The sequence below is a fragment of the Solwaraspora sp. WMMD792 genome (genome assembly GCF_029626105.1).
GTDB lineage: Bacteria > Actinomycetota > Actinomycetes > Mycobacteriales > Micromonosporaceae > Micromonospora_E.
The window spans coordinates 1,561,183-1,575,817 of sequence record NZ_JARUBH010000009.1; the positions used below are offsets into that span (position 1 = coordinate 1,561,183).

Genomic DNA, 14,635 nt, shown 5'->3' on the forward strand with positions numbered 1-14,635 from the left:
ACATGTTCAGGAGCAGGCCACCCCGTTGACGGTGATCAGCTCTGGTGCCGGGTTGGCCCCGCCGGCGGTGGTGGCGTTCAGCCCGAACATTGCCGTCTCGCCGGGCTCCAGCTGGCCGTTGTAGGTCTCGTTGCGGGCCGTCACCGTCGCCCCGCTCTGACTGACCTCGGCCATCCACGCCTCCCGGAGCCGCTGGTCACCGGTGAACGCGAAGCGGACCGTCCAGCCGTCGACCGTGGCGTCCCCGGTGTTGGTGATGTCGACCTGGGCGGTGAAGCCTCCGCCGCCGGCCCACTCGCCGTAGTTGACGTACTCGGCCCGGCAGCTCAACGGCGCCGGTGCCGGCACCGCGTCGCCCTGGTCGGCCAGGAAGGAGGCGATCCAGCTCAACGCCGAGTTCCAGTTGATCGCCACCTCGTTGGTCGCGTACGACTCGATGTCGTCGACGTAGCAGAACATCGGCGCGCAGCCTTCCAGCAGGTCCCGGACGAACGGGTCGTCCAGGCCGGCGTTGGCGCCGCCGGCGATCGACCCGGCCGGCGGGATCGGCAGGTCCGGGTCGAGTTGGTTGCCGAAGATGCGGCTGTGCTGGTTGCGCGGGTACACCGAACCCCAGCCGGTGACGTAGGAGTGGTTCAGCGCGTTGCGGCCGAAGATGTAGTCCATCGCCTGCACGGCACCGTCGCGGTACCCGCTGTCCCCGGTCATGTCGTAGGCCGTGGCGAGCACCACCGCGTTGTTGATGATGTTGCTGTTGGCACCCCAGAAGTAGGCGCCCCGGTTGCCCGGCATCGGCAACCCGTACGCCTGGTCGGCCAGGGTGGCGAGGTAGGAGTCGGCGGCGGCCACCACCGAGGCGCGGATCCGGTCCCGCTCCTGCGGGGCGAGCCCGTTCGGCACGGTGGCCAGGTCGAGCCGGCCGAGCGCGGCGGTGGAGCCCCAGCCGAAGCCGGTCGCGTCGAAGACGTCCCGGGTGTGGTGCGGCGAGGCGGTGACGTCGTCGAGGTAGCTCTGCTCGCCGGTGGTCAGGTACATCTCGGCCGCCGCCCAGTAGAACTCGTCGCTGACGTCACCGTCGCTGTAGGCGCCGCCGCCGTTGCCGTCGGCCGGGTCGGCGAGCCGGTCCGGGTTGGCCTTGGCCGCCGCGTACGCCGTCGTCGCCGCCGTCCGGCACTGGTCGGCGAACGCGGTGTCGTACGGGGCGTACAGCCGGGCGCACTGGGCGGTGACGGCCGCCAGGTTCAGCGTGGCTGCGGTCGACGGCGGGTGCAGCTCCCGCAGCTCCGGGTCGTCCTCCGGCTGCAGCGGCAGGCCGGTCCAGTTCCGGTCGTGGATCTTGTGGTGCGCCATTCCGGCGAGCGGTTCACCGGCCGGCACCTGCATCCGCATCAGGAACTCCAGCTCCCAGCGGGCCTCGTCGAGGATGTCCGGCACGCCGTTGTCCCGTTCGGGCACCCGCAGGGTGCCGTCGCCCAGCCCGGCCCCGCCGTCGGCGCTGGGCGCGGTCTTGGTCCGCTCGAATGCGCTGAGCAGCTGGTAGGTGGCGATGCCGCCGTTGACCACGTACTTGCCGTGGTCGCCGGCGTCGTACCAGCCGCCGCGCACGTCGAGCCGGTAGTCGCAGACACCGGGCTGGCACGGTACGTCGATGTCGCCCTGGTTGGGGGCGACGCCGACGTGGCCGGCCGGGCGGGCGTACTCCTCGCCGACCAGGTCGCCGTCGATGGCGATGCCGCTGCGCTGGATGTAGAAGAACTGCAGCGCGTCGGAGCGCAGCTGCTGGTAGATGTCGCCGGAGATGGCGAACGGGTAGCTGGTCTCGCCGTCGGCGACCAGGGTGAACCCGGTGCCGGTGCCCCGGTACGCGGAGAAGTCGATGCTGTGCGTCTGCTCGCCGGAGGCACTGTCCAGCCCGCGTACGGTGCTGGTGCCGCTGGCCACGACGGCCCCGTCGGCGTCGTGCAGCTGCCAGTCGAGCGGCTCGGTGGCGTCGGTGACGACGGTGGCGTTCTTGGGTCCGCCGGGCAGGTAACCGACCTGGTTGACCCGCACCCGTGGGCCGGTGTCCGGCACGTACGGCGGCTCCTCCTCGCCGCCGCGCAGCGAGACGTCGTCCAGGCAGAAGGTGTACTCGTCGGCGTTGCCACCGACCTGGAAGGCGAACTGGGCCCGTTCGGTGTCCTCGCTGGCGACGAAGGTCGCCTCGACCCGCGACGGTTCGGCGGTCAGTGCCAGGTCGCGGCCGAAGTAGCCGGTGTACGGGTCGGCGCCGAGCTGGACAACCGCCCGTACGGCGGCGGCCGGTTCGGCGGACGCCGTGAAGCCGATGGTGTACTCCTCGCCGGCGATCAGCGGCAGGCCCTCCTGCAGGATGCCGGCGTCCCACGGATTGGCCAGCCCGGTCGGGACGGTGGCGCAGAGCTGTCCGTCGACCACCCCGGTGCTGCTGGTGCCGTAGCTGATCCAGCCGTCGGTGCCGTTGCTGAAGTCGCCGTTGGTGATCTGCTCCGGCCCGCCGGGCGGAGGGCCGGCGCTGTCGTCGCTGATCAGCGACACGTCGTCCAGGCACAGGGTGTAGTCGGCGGCACCGCCGCCGAGTTGGAAGGTGAGGGTGCCGTCGGGTGAGTCGAGGTTCGCGGTGAACTCGTAGGTGACCGTCTCGCCGTCCGGCCCGAGGTCCAGCTCGCGGCTGAGCACGGTGGTGTAGGGCTCCGCGTTGAGCTGGACGTTCGCCCGTACGGTCGCGGGGACGTCGCTGGCGGCTGTGAAGGCCAGGCGGTACGCGGCACCGTCGATGAGTTCGATGCCGTTGTGTCCGATGCTGGCGTCCCACGGGTTGGTGGTGCCGCCGGGCACGCTGGCGCATAGTTGACCGTCGGTGGCGGCCAGGGCGACGTTCTCGGTGCCCCACCAGGGGGCTGTTCCGTCGTCGAAGGTGCCGTTGACGATATGTTCGCGTTCCTCGGCGTACGCCGTCGTCACGGTCAGGGTGGTCAACGCCAGGACGCTGGCACTGGTGCCGGCGAGCAGCGCGACCGTCCGGCGTCGTCTGGATCGGGTCACGGGGTTCCTTCCGCGCGTGGGTCGGGCTGCCCGGGCCGGGGCGTCCGAGGACCGGACCTGACGTCGGTCCTCCCCGGGCCGCGCCGGAGGGCAGAATTGGGAGCGCTCCCATTGATCTGAGACGATGTTGCCAGGGCGTTACCGGGGTGTCAATCACGTCATGCGCGGCGGGCCGTGCGACCGGCGTCGGACGTCTGATTTGCGGCGTTTTTCAGCTTATGTCCGTCCTCTGACCGCAATTCTCCATGATCTTTAACATCTGCATGCTGATCTACTAGAGACATTTCGGCCCTGTTCCTGGCAGGCTGCCAGCCATGACCCTGAAGCTGCGTTCCGCGGCGGTGACCGACCGCGGCCTGATCCGGAGCGGGAACCAGGACGCCGTGCACGCCGGCGACTGGCTCGTCGCCGTCGCCGACGGCATGGGCGGGATGGCCGCCGGGGATCTGGCGAGCAAGATCGCGATCGAGGCGATCGCACCGCTCGATGCGGCCGTCGCGGACGATGAACTGGTACCGAGGCTGCAGGCGGCGGTCGAGACCGCCAGCGCCGGGATTCGTCAGGCGATAGCCGAGGATCCGGCGCGGGAGGGGATGGGAACGACACTGACCGCCCTGCTCTTCGCCAGGTCCGGCGCGGCGATCGCCCTGGCCCACATCGGCGACTCGCGGGCGTACCTGCTGCGGGGCGGCGCGCTGGAGCAGGTCACCCGGGACGACACGTTCGTGCAGATGCTGGTCGACGAGGGCGTCATCACTGCGGAGCAGGCCGCCAGCCATCCGCGTCGGGCGGTAGTCACCCAGGCGCTGCAAGGGGAGAACGTCAACCCCGCCTACCAGGTCTTCGAGCCGCAGACCGGCGACCGTTGGCTGCTGTGCAGCGACGGGCTGTCAAACGTGGTACGGGCGGAGAGCATCGCCGAGGTCCTGGCCACCTACGCGGACCCGCAGGCGGGCGCGCAGCGGCTGGTCGACCTGGCGATCCGGGCCGGTGGTCCGGACAACATCACCGTGGTCATCGGCGACATCACCGAGGTCACCGGCGACATCACCGGGTAACGGTCGCCGAGCCGCCGGCTGCGGCCGGCCCGGGAGGTCGGGGCCGGCCGCAGCCGGTGGGAAGCCTGCAGCGTGGGTCGCAACCGGCGGCCGGGCAACGCGGCCCGACCCACCGATCGGCCCGATCAGTACGTCGACTGCAACTGTCCGCGGAGCTTGGTCAGTGCCCTGGCGAGCAACCGCGACACGTGCATCTGGGACACGCCGATCTGATCGGCGATCTGCGACTGGGTCAGGTTGCCGTAGAAGCGCAGGGTGAGGATGCGCTGCTCGCGTTCGTCGAGGGTGGCCAGCGCCGGGCCGAGCGCGACCCGCAGCTCCGCCAGCTCGTACTCGCGGTCCTCGGCGCCGAGCATGTCGGCCAACTCGGTGGCGCGCTCGCCGTCGCCGGTCGGCGTGGACAGCGACACCGCGTTGTACGCGCGGGCACCTTCCAGGCCTTCGAGCACCTCCTCCTCGGTGATCCGCAGGTGTGCGGCGATGTCGGCGACCGTCGGCGACCGGCCCAGCGTCTGCAGCAGGGTGCTGTTCGCCTCCGAGATGCTCAGCCGTAGCTCCTGCAGCCGGCGGGGCACCCGGATGTCCCAGGTCCGGTCCCGGAAGTGCCGCTTCAGCTCACCGATGATCGTCGGGATCGCGTAGCCGGCGAAGTCGACGCCGCGCGCGGGGTCGAACTTGTCGATGGCCTTGATCAGGCCGACGGCCGCGGTCTGCGCGAGGTCGTCGGTCGGCTCACCCCGGCCGCTGTAACGCTGGGCGAGGTGCTGGGCCAGCGGGAGCCACGCCTCGATGGCCCGGTCGCGCAGTGCCTCCCGGGACGGGTGCCCGGTCGGCAGCGCCGCCATCGCGGCCAGCAGCTCGGTCGCGCTGTCCTCCGGCGCGGTCGTCCGCTGGTCCAGTGTGGCCGGCGTGGTCACCGCCCGGTCCACTGTCCTGGTCCGGTCCACTGTATTCAGTTCGGCTACTGTCGTCGGCTCGGTCACCGTGCGGTGTCCGGTCAGTGTCGCGGTCATGGTGGTCCTCCCTGCACCTCGTCCGCGGATATGGAAAGTGGTGCGTCTTGATGCGTCCGCTAGGGTCTTTCGGCCTCCAACACTAACCTGGTCGGTCAATCAAAAGCTAGCCGAAAGTACGATGTATTTATCGCCCATAATAGATGAAGTCGGACATTTTTCCGCCTGTGAGCACCGTTTCCAGCCGTCGGTTACCCCGTCCACGGTCAATGAAGCGTCACCAGCGCCTCATGATCGTCGACCGGTAGGTCGCCCGGGGCGACCGCGAAGACGGACATCCCGGTCAGCTCCGACACGCCGTCAAGGGTGGTCGCGAAGGCGACATCCGCCGCGTCCCGGCCGGTCGCGATCCGTACCATGCTGGGCCGGGGCGCCAGCCGGGTCGCGTCCCAGACGTACCACCGGTCACCGACGGCGGCCTCGGCGACCAGATGGAAGTCCATCGGAGCCAGGCCGGGTGCGTAGACCGCGACCACCCGCGCCGGGATGTCGACGGCCCGGCAGAGCGCCACCGTCAGATGCGCGTAGTCGCGGCAGACGCCCGCCCCGCTCAGCAACGTCTCGGCGGCGTCGGTGCCGGGCCCGCTCGCCCCGGCCGTGTACGAGGTCCGGCTGTGTACGTAGTCGCAGATCGCCCGGACGCCGTCCGCGTCGCTGCGGTAGCCGGCGAACCGTGCGGTCGCGAATCCCGCCATCCGGTCCGACGGGCAGTACCGGCTCGGCCGGGTGTAGGTGATGCGCTCCAGTTGACTGACCGCCGACCCGGCCGCCGCCGGGGCCGGGCGTGGCGGCATGGTCGCGCGGTACGAGATCGTGAGGTCTCCGACCGGTGCCCGGACCAGATGCTGACGGCCGCCGTCGGCCCAACTCCCGTCGATCTCCGTCACGGCAACGTCGTCGCCGTCCGCGGTACCCGCCACCAACCGGGGCGGCGGTGCCGGCCGGTACGCCGTGACCTGTAGTACCAGTGTGGCTGCCGCCTCGACGCGGTAGCTGAGCCGGCAGCCGATCTCTCCTGCCGCCGGGGTCGTCCTCTGGTCACCCATTGCCCATTGGTACCCGTCGGACGCAATCGTCGCACCGGCCGCCGAGGGCGACCCCCGTCACGTCCGGCAGATGGTTGAACCCTTGATCAGAGCGTACGCTGCAACCGGTGACCTGGTCGGGGTCGGTGACCACCACACACCCACCCCACCTACCGGCAGAGCCACGTGTACCGCAGTTTGGAATCGAGGACCCCGATGCCCGCCATCACCGTCGACGACGTACTCGTGCTGCCCCGGGTGCCGGCCCACGACCCGGCCACCGGCACGATCCGGCCGGTACGCCGGGTCACCACCGCCCCCAGCGGCTTCGAGGGCGAAGGGTTCCCCGTGCGTCGGGCATTCGCTGGTGTGTCGATGACCGAGCTCGACCCGTTCCTGCATCTGGACCAGATGGGTGAGGTGGAGTACGCGCCGGGCGAGCCGAAGGGCACCGCCTGGCACCCGCACCGCGGCTTCGAGACAGTCACGTACATCATCGACGGGATCTTCGACCATCAGGACTCGCACGGTGGTGGCGGCACGATCACCGACGGGGACACCCAGTGGATGACCGCCGGTTCCGGACTGCTGCACATCGAGGCGCCACCGGAACACCTGGTGGCCAGCGGCGGACTCTTCCACGGCCTCCAACTGTGGGTCAACCTGCCCCGGTCGAAGAAGTTCGCACCGCCCCGCTACCAGGACATCCGAGGCGACCAGGTCGCCCTGCTCACCACCTCGGACGGCGGAGCACTGATCCGGGTGATCTCCGGCTCGGTCGCCGGGCACGAAGGTCCCGGCTCCACCCACACCCCGATCACCATCAGCCACCTGACCGTGCAGCCGGGGGCGCAGGTGGACCTGCCGTGGCGGGCCGACTTCAACGCTCTGGCGTACGTCCTGGGCGGCCGGGGGTCCGTCGGCCCGGATCGGCGGCCCGTGCGCACCGGCCAACTGGCTGTCCACGGGCCGGGCGACACGCTGCGGATCGCAGCCGACGCCCGGCAGGACAACCGCGCACCGCAGCTCGACGTGTACGTCATGGGCGGTCGGCCGATTCGGGAACCCATCGCCCGGTACGGGCCGTTCGTGATGAACACCCGGGCGGAGCTGCTCGCCGCGTTCGAGGACTACCAGGCGGGCCGGCTGGGGGTGGTGCCGGCGGCAGACGTTCCGCACGGCGCCGGCCAGCAGCCGCCACGTTGAGCCTCGTCGACGTGCTGCCGGCCGGGCACGGCGGGTCAGGAGACCAGGAACACCCCGAGCACCCCCAGCACCACCATCACCAGGACCGCGAGGAGCAGTCCTTGTTCACTCTGGATGGTCTGGTCGGAGTAGGTTTGCTGGGGATCCGGGGTGACGATCTCGGTGCTCATCGTGCCTCCTCAGCCTGCTGCCCTGGCATCTTGACAATGACGGTAGGCAGCAGATCTCGTCCGTGAATCCCGGAGCCGTGCCACCTACGGGTGTCGCCGCAGCAACCGGGTACCCGGCCGGCCCCGCCCAAACACCCTCTGGGAAGAGCAAAGTGATGGGTGCCGGAGGCACGGGCAGGTGAATGGGGTGCCGGAGGCGCCGGCAGGTAACGGGGTGCCGCAGCGTGGCGGGGCGGGACAGCACCCAGGGTGCTGTCCCGCCCCGCCGCTCATGATCTCCCTGCTGGGGCCGGTCCTCGTCAACGGGATGGGTGTCCGGCCGGCTGGGTCGACTCCCGTAGCACCTGGTGGGCCCGGTCGGCGTATTCGGCGTCGACCGTCACACCGTACTGGCTGGCCTGTAGCAGGCTGCGGGAGGAGAAGTCCCGCCGGCCACCGGTCATGGCGTGCGCTACCGCACCGAACACGGCACCCCAGACCGCACCGATCACCACGGCGGTGACGATGATGCCCAGCCAGTTCACCACCGCGAAGATGCCGATCAGCAGGCCGATGAACAGCCCGAACCAGGCACCGGTTCCCGCGCCGGCCAACGCCGCCCGGCCGGTGGTGAGTCGGCCGGTGACCTCCTCCACCAGCCGGAGATTGGTGCCGACGATGGCGGTGCGTTCCACCGGGAACCGGTTGTCCGACAGCCGGTCGACGGCGCGCTGCGCGGAGGCGTAGTCCGGATAGCTGGCGACGGTCACGCTGGTCCGCCCGGGACCGCCGTCCTGCGGCGCGGCGCCGGGCGCGGTGGCTGGTCCGGCTGGTCCGGCCGGCAGGTTGCTGGCCGGGAAGTTGGCGGTGTCGCCGAACATGCCCGGCGACGGATTATCCGTACGCGTCGTGGATCTGGTCATCGGATTCCTTCCGTGGATACTCCGGCCTTCAGGCCGGGGAGGAAATGGAACTCCTGCGGAGCAGGGCAGGGAAAGCCGACCTGCCGCCAGGGCGGATCGGCGTCCACCGCACACGCGACCCCACGGCTCACGACCGAATCGCTAGACTGTGGACTGTGTCCACGGCCGTGAAGCGGGCGTTCAAGTACCGCTTCTACCCCACCCCCGGGCAGGCCGCCGAGCTCGCCCGGACGTTCGGCTGTGTCCGGCTGGTCTACAACATGGCGCTGGCCGCCCGCAGCGAGGCGTGGACCCAACACCGGCAACGGATCACCTACAACGCCACGTCGGCGATGCTCACCGGGTGGAAGAAGACCGACGACCTGGCGTTCCTCAACGACGTCTCCTGCGTCCCTCTGCAGCAGGCGCTGCGGCACCTGCAGACCGCGTTCACCAACTTCTGGGCCAAACGGGCCCGGTACCCGACGTTCAAGTCGAGGAAGCGGTCGCGGCGGTCGGCGGAGTACACCGCCAGCGCGTTCCGCTGGCGCGACGGCCGCCTCACCCTCGCCAAGATGTCCGAACCGTTGGACATCGTGTGGTCCCGACCGTTGCCGGAGGGTGCGGCGCCGTCGACGGTGACGGTGTCGCAGGACCCGGCGGGCCGCTGGTTCGTCTCCCTGCTCTGCGAGGACCGGATCGAACCGGCCCCGGCGTCGGGTGCCGTGGTGGGGGTCGACGCCGGCCTCGACAGCCTGTTCACCCTGTCCACCGGGGAGAAGATCCCCAACCCGAGACATGAACGCCGTGACCGCGATCGGCTGGCCCGCGCCCAGCGGAACCTCGCACGCAAGGCCAAAGGCTCGGCGAACCGGGCCAAGGCCCGGCTGGCGGTGGCCCGGGTTCATGCCCGGATCGCCGACCGCCGCCGCGACCACCTGCACAAGTTGACCACTCGGCTCGTTCGTGAAAGCCAAACGATCGTGATCGAGGATCTGACCGTCGGCAACATGATGGCCAATCACAGTCTGGCCCGCGCCATCTCCGACGCGGCCTGGCGGCAGTTCCGCACCATGCTGGAGTACAAGACGCGCTGGTACGGCCGCGATCTGGTGGTCGTGGACCGCTGGTTCCCGTCGACCCGACTGTGCTCCGCGTGTGGCGTACTGGCTGAACACCTGCCGTTGGCGGTCCGGTCGTGGACCTGCCGATGCGGGCAGGCCCATGACCGGGATGTCAACGCGGCCCGGAACATTCTCGCGGAGGGGCTCTCCGTGACTGCCTGTGGAGGCGGTGTAAGACCTCACCGGGAGTCCTCCTCTCGGACGGGGCGGTCGTCGGCGAAGCAGGAACCCCCTGGGGCGACCCAGGGAATCCCCGTCCCTTAGGGCGGGGAGGATTGTCAAGTCTGGCCTCCTCTCCCCCCGGTAGGAGTGCCCGGTGAGCCGTCCGGGTAACCCGGTCCCCGCACGGACTTCGGCCCCGCCCGGTACCGGGCGGGGCCGAAGTGTGCCTGCGGATCCTGATTCGGAGTGCGTCAGCTCGCGCAGGCCGCGCCGTTGAGGGTGATGTTGCTCAGCGGCGGCAGGGTGCTACCGGAGAAGGTCCCCTGGAAGCCGATGCTGACGGTGGCACCGGAGGCCAGTGAGCCGTTCCAGGCAGCGTTGCGGACCGTGATCTGGCTGCCGGACTGGGACCAGTCGCCGTTCCAGCCGTTGCTCAGGCTGACGTTGGATCCGGCGGTGAAGGCGAGGGTCCAACTGCTGACCGAGCCACCGGTGTTGGTGATCCGGATATCCCGGGTGAAGCCGCCGGGCCACTGGTTGGTGGTGTAGCTGACGCTGCAGGCGCCGGCCGGCGGGTTCGTGGTGGGTGGCGGAGCGGTGGTCGGCGGGGGCGCCGTGGTGGGTGGGGGTGCCGTGGTCGGCGGTGCGGTGGTCGGCGGTGCGGTGGTGGGCAGGGGTCCGGCCGCGATCGCCAGCTCGTACGCCCGCTGCGGCACGAACTGGCCCGCGTTGGCAATGCAGCCGTCAGCCTCGCCTGGCAGCTTCACCCAGAGGTACGCGTCGATCTTGCTGTCCCCGGTGTTGGTGGTGCTCGTCGTGCCGATGGCCCGGCCTTCCGGGTCGCACCATTCGGAGCCGAGCGGGCCGTTGCCGTTGCGGCTGGTGTCGATCACCGCGTTGAGGTGGTTCGCGCCGGTGGCGTTGATGACCGCCTTGACGTAGTTGGTCGCCTCGCTGGTGCTGCGGTAATTGGACACGTTGGTGGAGATGCCGTGGGCACTGTTCGCCACGTCGGCACCGACCAGCAGATTGGCCATCATCGACGGGGGGTGCCAGGCCGAGTTTCCGGCGTCGAAGTAGATCCGGGCCTGCGACGATCCGGCCTTGAGCGCCCGGCCGGCGTAGGCCATCGAGGCGCGTACCTCGGCCTGCTGCGACTCGTTCATGCAGGTGCCCATCAGGGCGAGCACGTCGGGCTCAAGCACGATGTACGCGGGCCGGTTACCGAGCCCGGCGGCGACCTGGTCGACCCACTGCCGGTAGGCGCTGTGGTTGGGTGCGCCACCGCTGCTGTGGTTGCTGCAGTCGCGGTTGGGGATGTTGTAGACGACCATGATCGGGATCTTGCCGGCCGCTGCGGCGGCACCGACGAAGGCGCTGACCTGGTTGCGAACCTCGTTGGGGTTGTACTGGGTGAACCAGCGGCCCTGCGGCACCGAGGCGATCCGGTCGCGGATGACGTTCGCCCGGTAGTCACCGGGGTTCGCCGCCACCCAGCGGGCGGCCGAGGTGTCCGGATCGACGTAGAAGGCTGATTCGGCCGCCTCGGCGGCCGTGGGCTGTAGCAGCCCGACACCGACCGCAGTGGCCACCGTGAACGCCATGACGGCGGCGGCGCCTGCGGTGAGCGCAGATCTTCTGCGCATGCGTGCTCCCTCCGGGTAGGGACGATATATTGAGAGCGTTCAGTGGAAGCGCTCCCATGGATATCGACCACCGTACGGGGATGTTGCTGATATGTGAAGAGCCTGTGACGCCAATCGTTCCAAAGGTGGCATAAAGTGAAATATCTGACCCGGTGGTAGCCCGGGTCAGTCCAGCGGCGTGCGGAACTCCGGACGCACCGCGATGATCCCGAACGCGGCACCGAACGGGTCGGTCAACTGGGCGTAGGCGCCCGGACCGGCCTGGTACGGACCGAAGGAGACCGTCCCGCCGAGCGCCTGACAGCGCTGCACAGCCGCCTCGCAGTCGTCGACCTCGAAGGTCGTCCGCCAGTGCGCTGGGACCTGCGGCGGGTACATCTCGCCCATCTCGATCAGCCCGGCCACCTCGCTGGTCTCCCGCAACCACTCCTGATATCCGGACCCTTCGCTGTAGATGCTGGGTCGCGTGGTCCACCCGAACACCGAGCCGTAGAAGGACGCGGCGCCGGCCACGTCCCGGGTGGCGAGTTCGTTCCAGCAGGTAGCGCCGGGCTCACCGGTCACCTGTGCGCCGGGGAAGGCACCCCGCTGCCAGAGCCCGAACACGGCGCCCTGCGGATCGGCGATCAGGGCACAGTGGCCCCGTTCGGCGACCTGGGCGGGCGGCGAGAGTGTCGATCCGGCGGCCCGGTGCACACTCTCGACCGTCGTGGCCAGGTTGTCCGAAGCGAGGTAGGTCAGCCAGGCCGCCGGCTGGCCTGCGGCGAGGGCCGGGGCGAGCCCGGCGACGGCCATGTCTCGCAGGTGGAACTCGGCGCCGGTGCTGTTCGGCAGGTCGACCGGCTTCCAACCGAACAGTTCGTGGTAGAAGTCGCTCGAACCCGCGGTGTCGCTGGTGCGTAGTTCGGACCAGCAGGGGGTTCCCGTGGCGTAGCCTCTGATTCGCACCGCTTTGTACCTCTTCGCGTCGTTTATCCTATTGGCGTAGTCAGTTACCGTACGCCACTGAGACGCCCGCCGCGACTCGGCCGAATGGCCTAATTGAGATCACTATGGGTAAACATCGGGGTTACGAGTTGATCGGCAACATGATCTCGAACCACACGGTTGAACCGCGTACCGAGGGGTCGGTGCCCCAGGTGTCGCTCAACTGCTCGATCAGACCCAGACCCCGGCCACGGCTACTCAACGTGTCGATATGTGCCCGACTGACCGTGCCCCGGGTGCCACTGTCAGCTACCGAGACGAGCAGTCGCTCCTGACTGAGATCGATCTCCACCCGCGCCTCGGTGCCGGCATGCAGCAGGGCGTTCGTGGTCAGCTCGCTGGCGCAGAGCACCGCCGGACCGATCACCGATTCCGGAACCTGCCACCCGGCCAGCTGGTCGGCCAACCAGTGCCGCACCCGGCTCGGTGCGATCGGCTCGGCAGGAACCAGCAACCCCGCTGACCGGCTCGGCGCGGCCGCGTGCTCCACCGCGAGCACCGCCACGTCGTCGTCAGTGGTGCCCGGCACCGCCGCACTGGCCACCGCGCAGAGGTTGCGTGGATCGCTGGTGCTGGTCTCGGCGACGGCTGCGGCCAGCGCGGACATCCCGATGCCGAGATCCTGACCGCGTCGTTCCACCACGCCGTCACTGAACATCAGCAGCGTGTCGCCGGGGCGCAGCTCGACCCGGGTCGGCCGCCGTGGCCCGGCCAGACCAAGCGGCGGTCCGGGCGGCACCGGGACGAACTCGGCGTTCGCCGTGGTCGACGACCAGCGTCGGATCAGCGGAGCGGGATGACCAGCGCTGGCCACCGTCAACCTGCCGGTCGCCGGATCCAGCACCCCGTACAGCACGGTCACGAACAGCTCCTCGTTCCGGCTCTCCGCGCCCAGGCTGTGCACCAGCCGGTCCAGCCCGTTCAGCACCGCCGTCGGCTCCGGTTCGGCCAGCGCGAGCCCGCGCAGCGCGGCCCGGACCTGACCCATCAGCGCCGCTGCCCGCACGTCGTGCCCGACGACATCGCCGAGCACCACGGCCAGCCCGCCGTCGGGCAGCCGGAACGCGTCGTAGAAGTCCCCGCCGGCCGAGTTTCCGTCCACCCCCGGGTCGTAACGTGCGGCCAGCCGCAGCAGCGGCAGGTCCGGCAGTTGCTCCGGCAGCATGCTGCGCTGCAGCAGCTGAGCCGTACCATGCTGGGTCTCGAACCGCCGGGCCCGCTCGGCCGCCTGAGTGACCAGCTCGGCGACCGCCGAAAGCAGCGCCCGCTCGGCCGGCGCCCACGAATGTGGCTCGCGGTACCCGAAGGTGATCCCACCGCGCAGCGATCCGGCCCGCAGCGGTAGGGCGGCGAGCGCCGTCACCAGCTCGTCGTGCCGGTCCGTGGCGTACCGGGCGAGCGGCCGGCCCTCCCCGGCGAACCGGGGGACACCGGTGCCGGCGACGGTGGCCAACGGGGTGGGAGCGTCCCGGGGGATCCGGCGCCACACCGGCGGCAGTCGCTCGTCGGCTTCGTCGAGCAGTTCACCGCGGACCCGGCGGACCACCCGCCATCCGCCGCCGTCGTCGATGCCGAGCGCCACCTGGTCGACGTCGAGCGAGGCCAGACCGTACCGCAGCGCGACCCGGGCGACGTCGTCGAGGGTGAGCGTGCCGGCCAACGCCGAGGTCAGCTCGCTGAGGCTCTGCAGCCGGTGGGTGATGGTGCCGGTCTCGGTCGCGACCGAGAGCATTCCGACGATCCGCCCGTCGCTGTCCCGCACTGCGGAGTAGCCACGGGTGAAGGCTGTGCCGCCGAACGGGCCTGACTCGCCGGTGCCGAACGGCGCCACGGCCTCCGACTCGAGGAACGGCTCGCCGGTGCGGTAGACCCGTTCGACCACGTCGCCGACGCCCGGCCGGTGCCACGCGTCGGCGAACACCGCAGCCGCGGGCTGGGCGAACGCCTCCGGGTGCTTGGCACCGAGCAGCTCCGCGTAGGCGTCGTTGTAGATCATCAGGAAGTCGTCGCCGTAGGCCAGGGCCATCGGCACCGGTGAAGCGAGCACCAGCTCGACCGCTGCCCGTACCGCCGGATCCCAACCATTCAGCGGACCGAGCGGCGTGCCCGCCCAGTCGTGCCGGTCGACGAGTCCGGCCGGTACGGCGCTGTCCGGGTTGGTGCCGGCCGGGGTGGCTGAACGCGCAGCCGGCACCCCCGACGGGGTGTCCCGGGTCTGCCCGGCGGTGCCTGCCATGGGTGGCAGCCTATCCGGGGGCTGCTGTCGGCGGGTGGCGTGGACCGGCGCTAGGTGGGTATGC

General features: G+C 70.2%; 11 protein-coding genes. 3 read left to right on the plus strand and 8 right to left on the minus strand.

Annotated features, from left to right (window positions below; all coding sequences use genetic code 11):
• Window positions 1-6: 6 nt before the first annotated feature.
• Entirely contained in the window at window positions 7-3,063 is a 3,057-nt protein-coding gene (locus O7629_RS08630; protein ID WP_278168534.1) for a glycoside hydrolase family 9 protein, read from the minus strand.
• 314 nt (window positions 3,064-3,377) lie between these two features.
• Here O7629_RS08630 and O7629_RS08635 point away from each other — a divergent pair, with 314 nt between their 5' ends.
• Window positions 3,378-4,121 carry a protein phosphatase 2C domain-containing protein gene (locus tag O7629_RS08635; protein WP_278168536.1) on the plus strand — a complete coding sequence of 248 codons (744 nt, stop codon included), beginning with the start codon at window positions 3,378-3,380 and terminating at the stop codon, window positions 4,119-4,121.
• Window positions 4,122-4,246: 125 nt separating this feature from the next.
• Here O7629_RS08635 and O7629_RS08640 read toward each other — a convergent pair whose 3' ends face one another.
• Both O7629_RS08640 and O7629_RS08645 read right to left on the minus strand, forming a co-directional pair.
• Window positions 4,247-4,966, minus strand: a complete 720-nt coding sequence (locus O7629_RS08640) for a SigB/SigF/SigG family RNA polymerase sigma factor (protein ID WP_278174457.1) — start codon at window positions 4,964-4,966, stop codon at window positions 4,247-4,249.
• A 374-nt stretch (window positions 4,967-5,340) separates the two neighbouring features.
• The gene (locus O7629_RS08645) at window positions 5,341-6,180 is read right to left on the minus strand and encodes a transglutaminase family protein (RefSeq protein WP_278168537.1); all 840 of its coding nucleotides are present in this window, start codon (window positions 6,178-6,180) and stop codon (window positions 5,341-5,343) included.
• A 195-nt stretch (window positions 6,181-6,375) separates the two neighbouring features.
• On the opposite strand from O7629_RS08645, the gene O7629_RS08650 reads away from it, so the two are divergent.
• Window positions 6,376-7,365, plus strand: coding sequence for a pirin family protein (locus tag O7629_RS08650; protein WP_278168538.1), 990 nt, complete (start codon window positions 6,376-6,378; stop codon window positions 7,363-7,365).
• A 35-nt stretch (window positions 7,366-7,400) separates the two neighbouring features.
• Here O7629_RS08650 and O7629_RS08655 read toward each other — a convergent pair whose 3' ends face one another.
• Complete coding sequence (locus O7629_RS08655; protein ID WP_278168539.1) at window positions 7,401-7,535, minus strand: hypothetical protein; 135 nt, start codon at window positions 7,533-7,535, stop codon at window positions 7,401-7,403.
• A gap of 299 nt (window positions 7,536-7,834) precedes the next feature.
• Window positions 7,835-8,437, minus strand: coding sequence for a general stress protein (locus O7629_RS08660; RefSeq protein ID WP_278168540.1), 603 nt, complete (start codon window positions 8,435-8,437; stop codon window positions 7,835-7,837).
• A gap of 155 nt (window positions 8,438-8,592) precedes the next feature.
• Here O7629_RS08660 and O7629_RS08665 point away from each other — a divergent pair, with 155 nt between their 5' ends.
• Entirely contained in the window at window positions 8,593-9,804 is a 1,212-nt protein-coding gene (locus O7629_RS08665; RefSeq protein ID WP_278168541.1) for an RNA-guided endonuclease TnpB family protein, read from the plus strand.
• A gap of 149 nt (window positions 9,805-9,953) precedes the next feature.
• On the opposite strand, the gene O7629_RS08670 is transcribed toward O7629_RS08665, so the two are convergent.
• The 3 genes from O7629_RS08670 to O7629_RS08680 all read right to left on the minus strand — a co-directional run bounded on the left by O7629_RS08670 (window position 9,954) and on the right by O7629_RS08680 (window position 14,571).
• Window positions 9,954-11,348, minus strand: coding sequence for a glycoside hydrolase family 6 protein (locus tag O7629_RS08670; protein WP_278168542.1), 1,395 nt, complete (start codon window positions 11,346-11,348; stop codon window positions 9,954-9,956).
• A 165-nt stretch (window positions 11,349-11,513) separates the two neighbouring features.
• Window positions 11,514-12,296: a VOC family protein gene (locus O7629_RS08675; RefSeq protein WP_278168543.1), complete on the minus strand. Its 783-nt coding sequence runs from the start codon at window positions 12,294-12,296 to the stop codon at window positions 11,514-11,516.
• Between the two features lie 121 nt (window positions 12,297-12,417).
• On the minus strand, window positions 12,418-14,571 hold the full coding sequence (locus tag O7629_RS08680) for a SpoIIE family protein phosphatase (protein WP_278168544.1): 2,154 nt from the start codon (window positions 14,569-14,571) through the stop codon (window positions 12,418-12,420).
• Window positions 14,572-14,635: the final 64 nt, after the last annotated feature.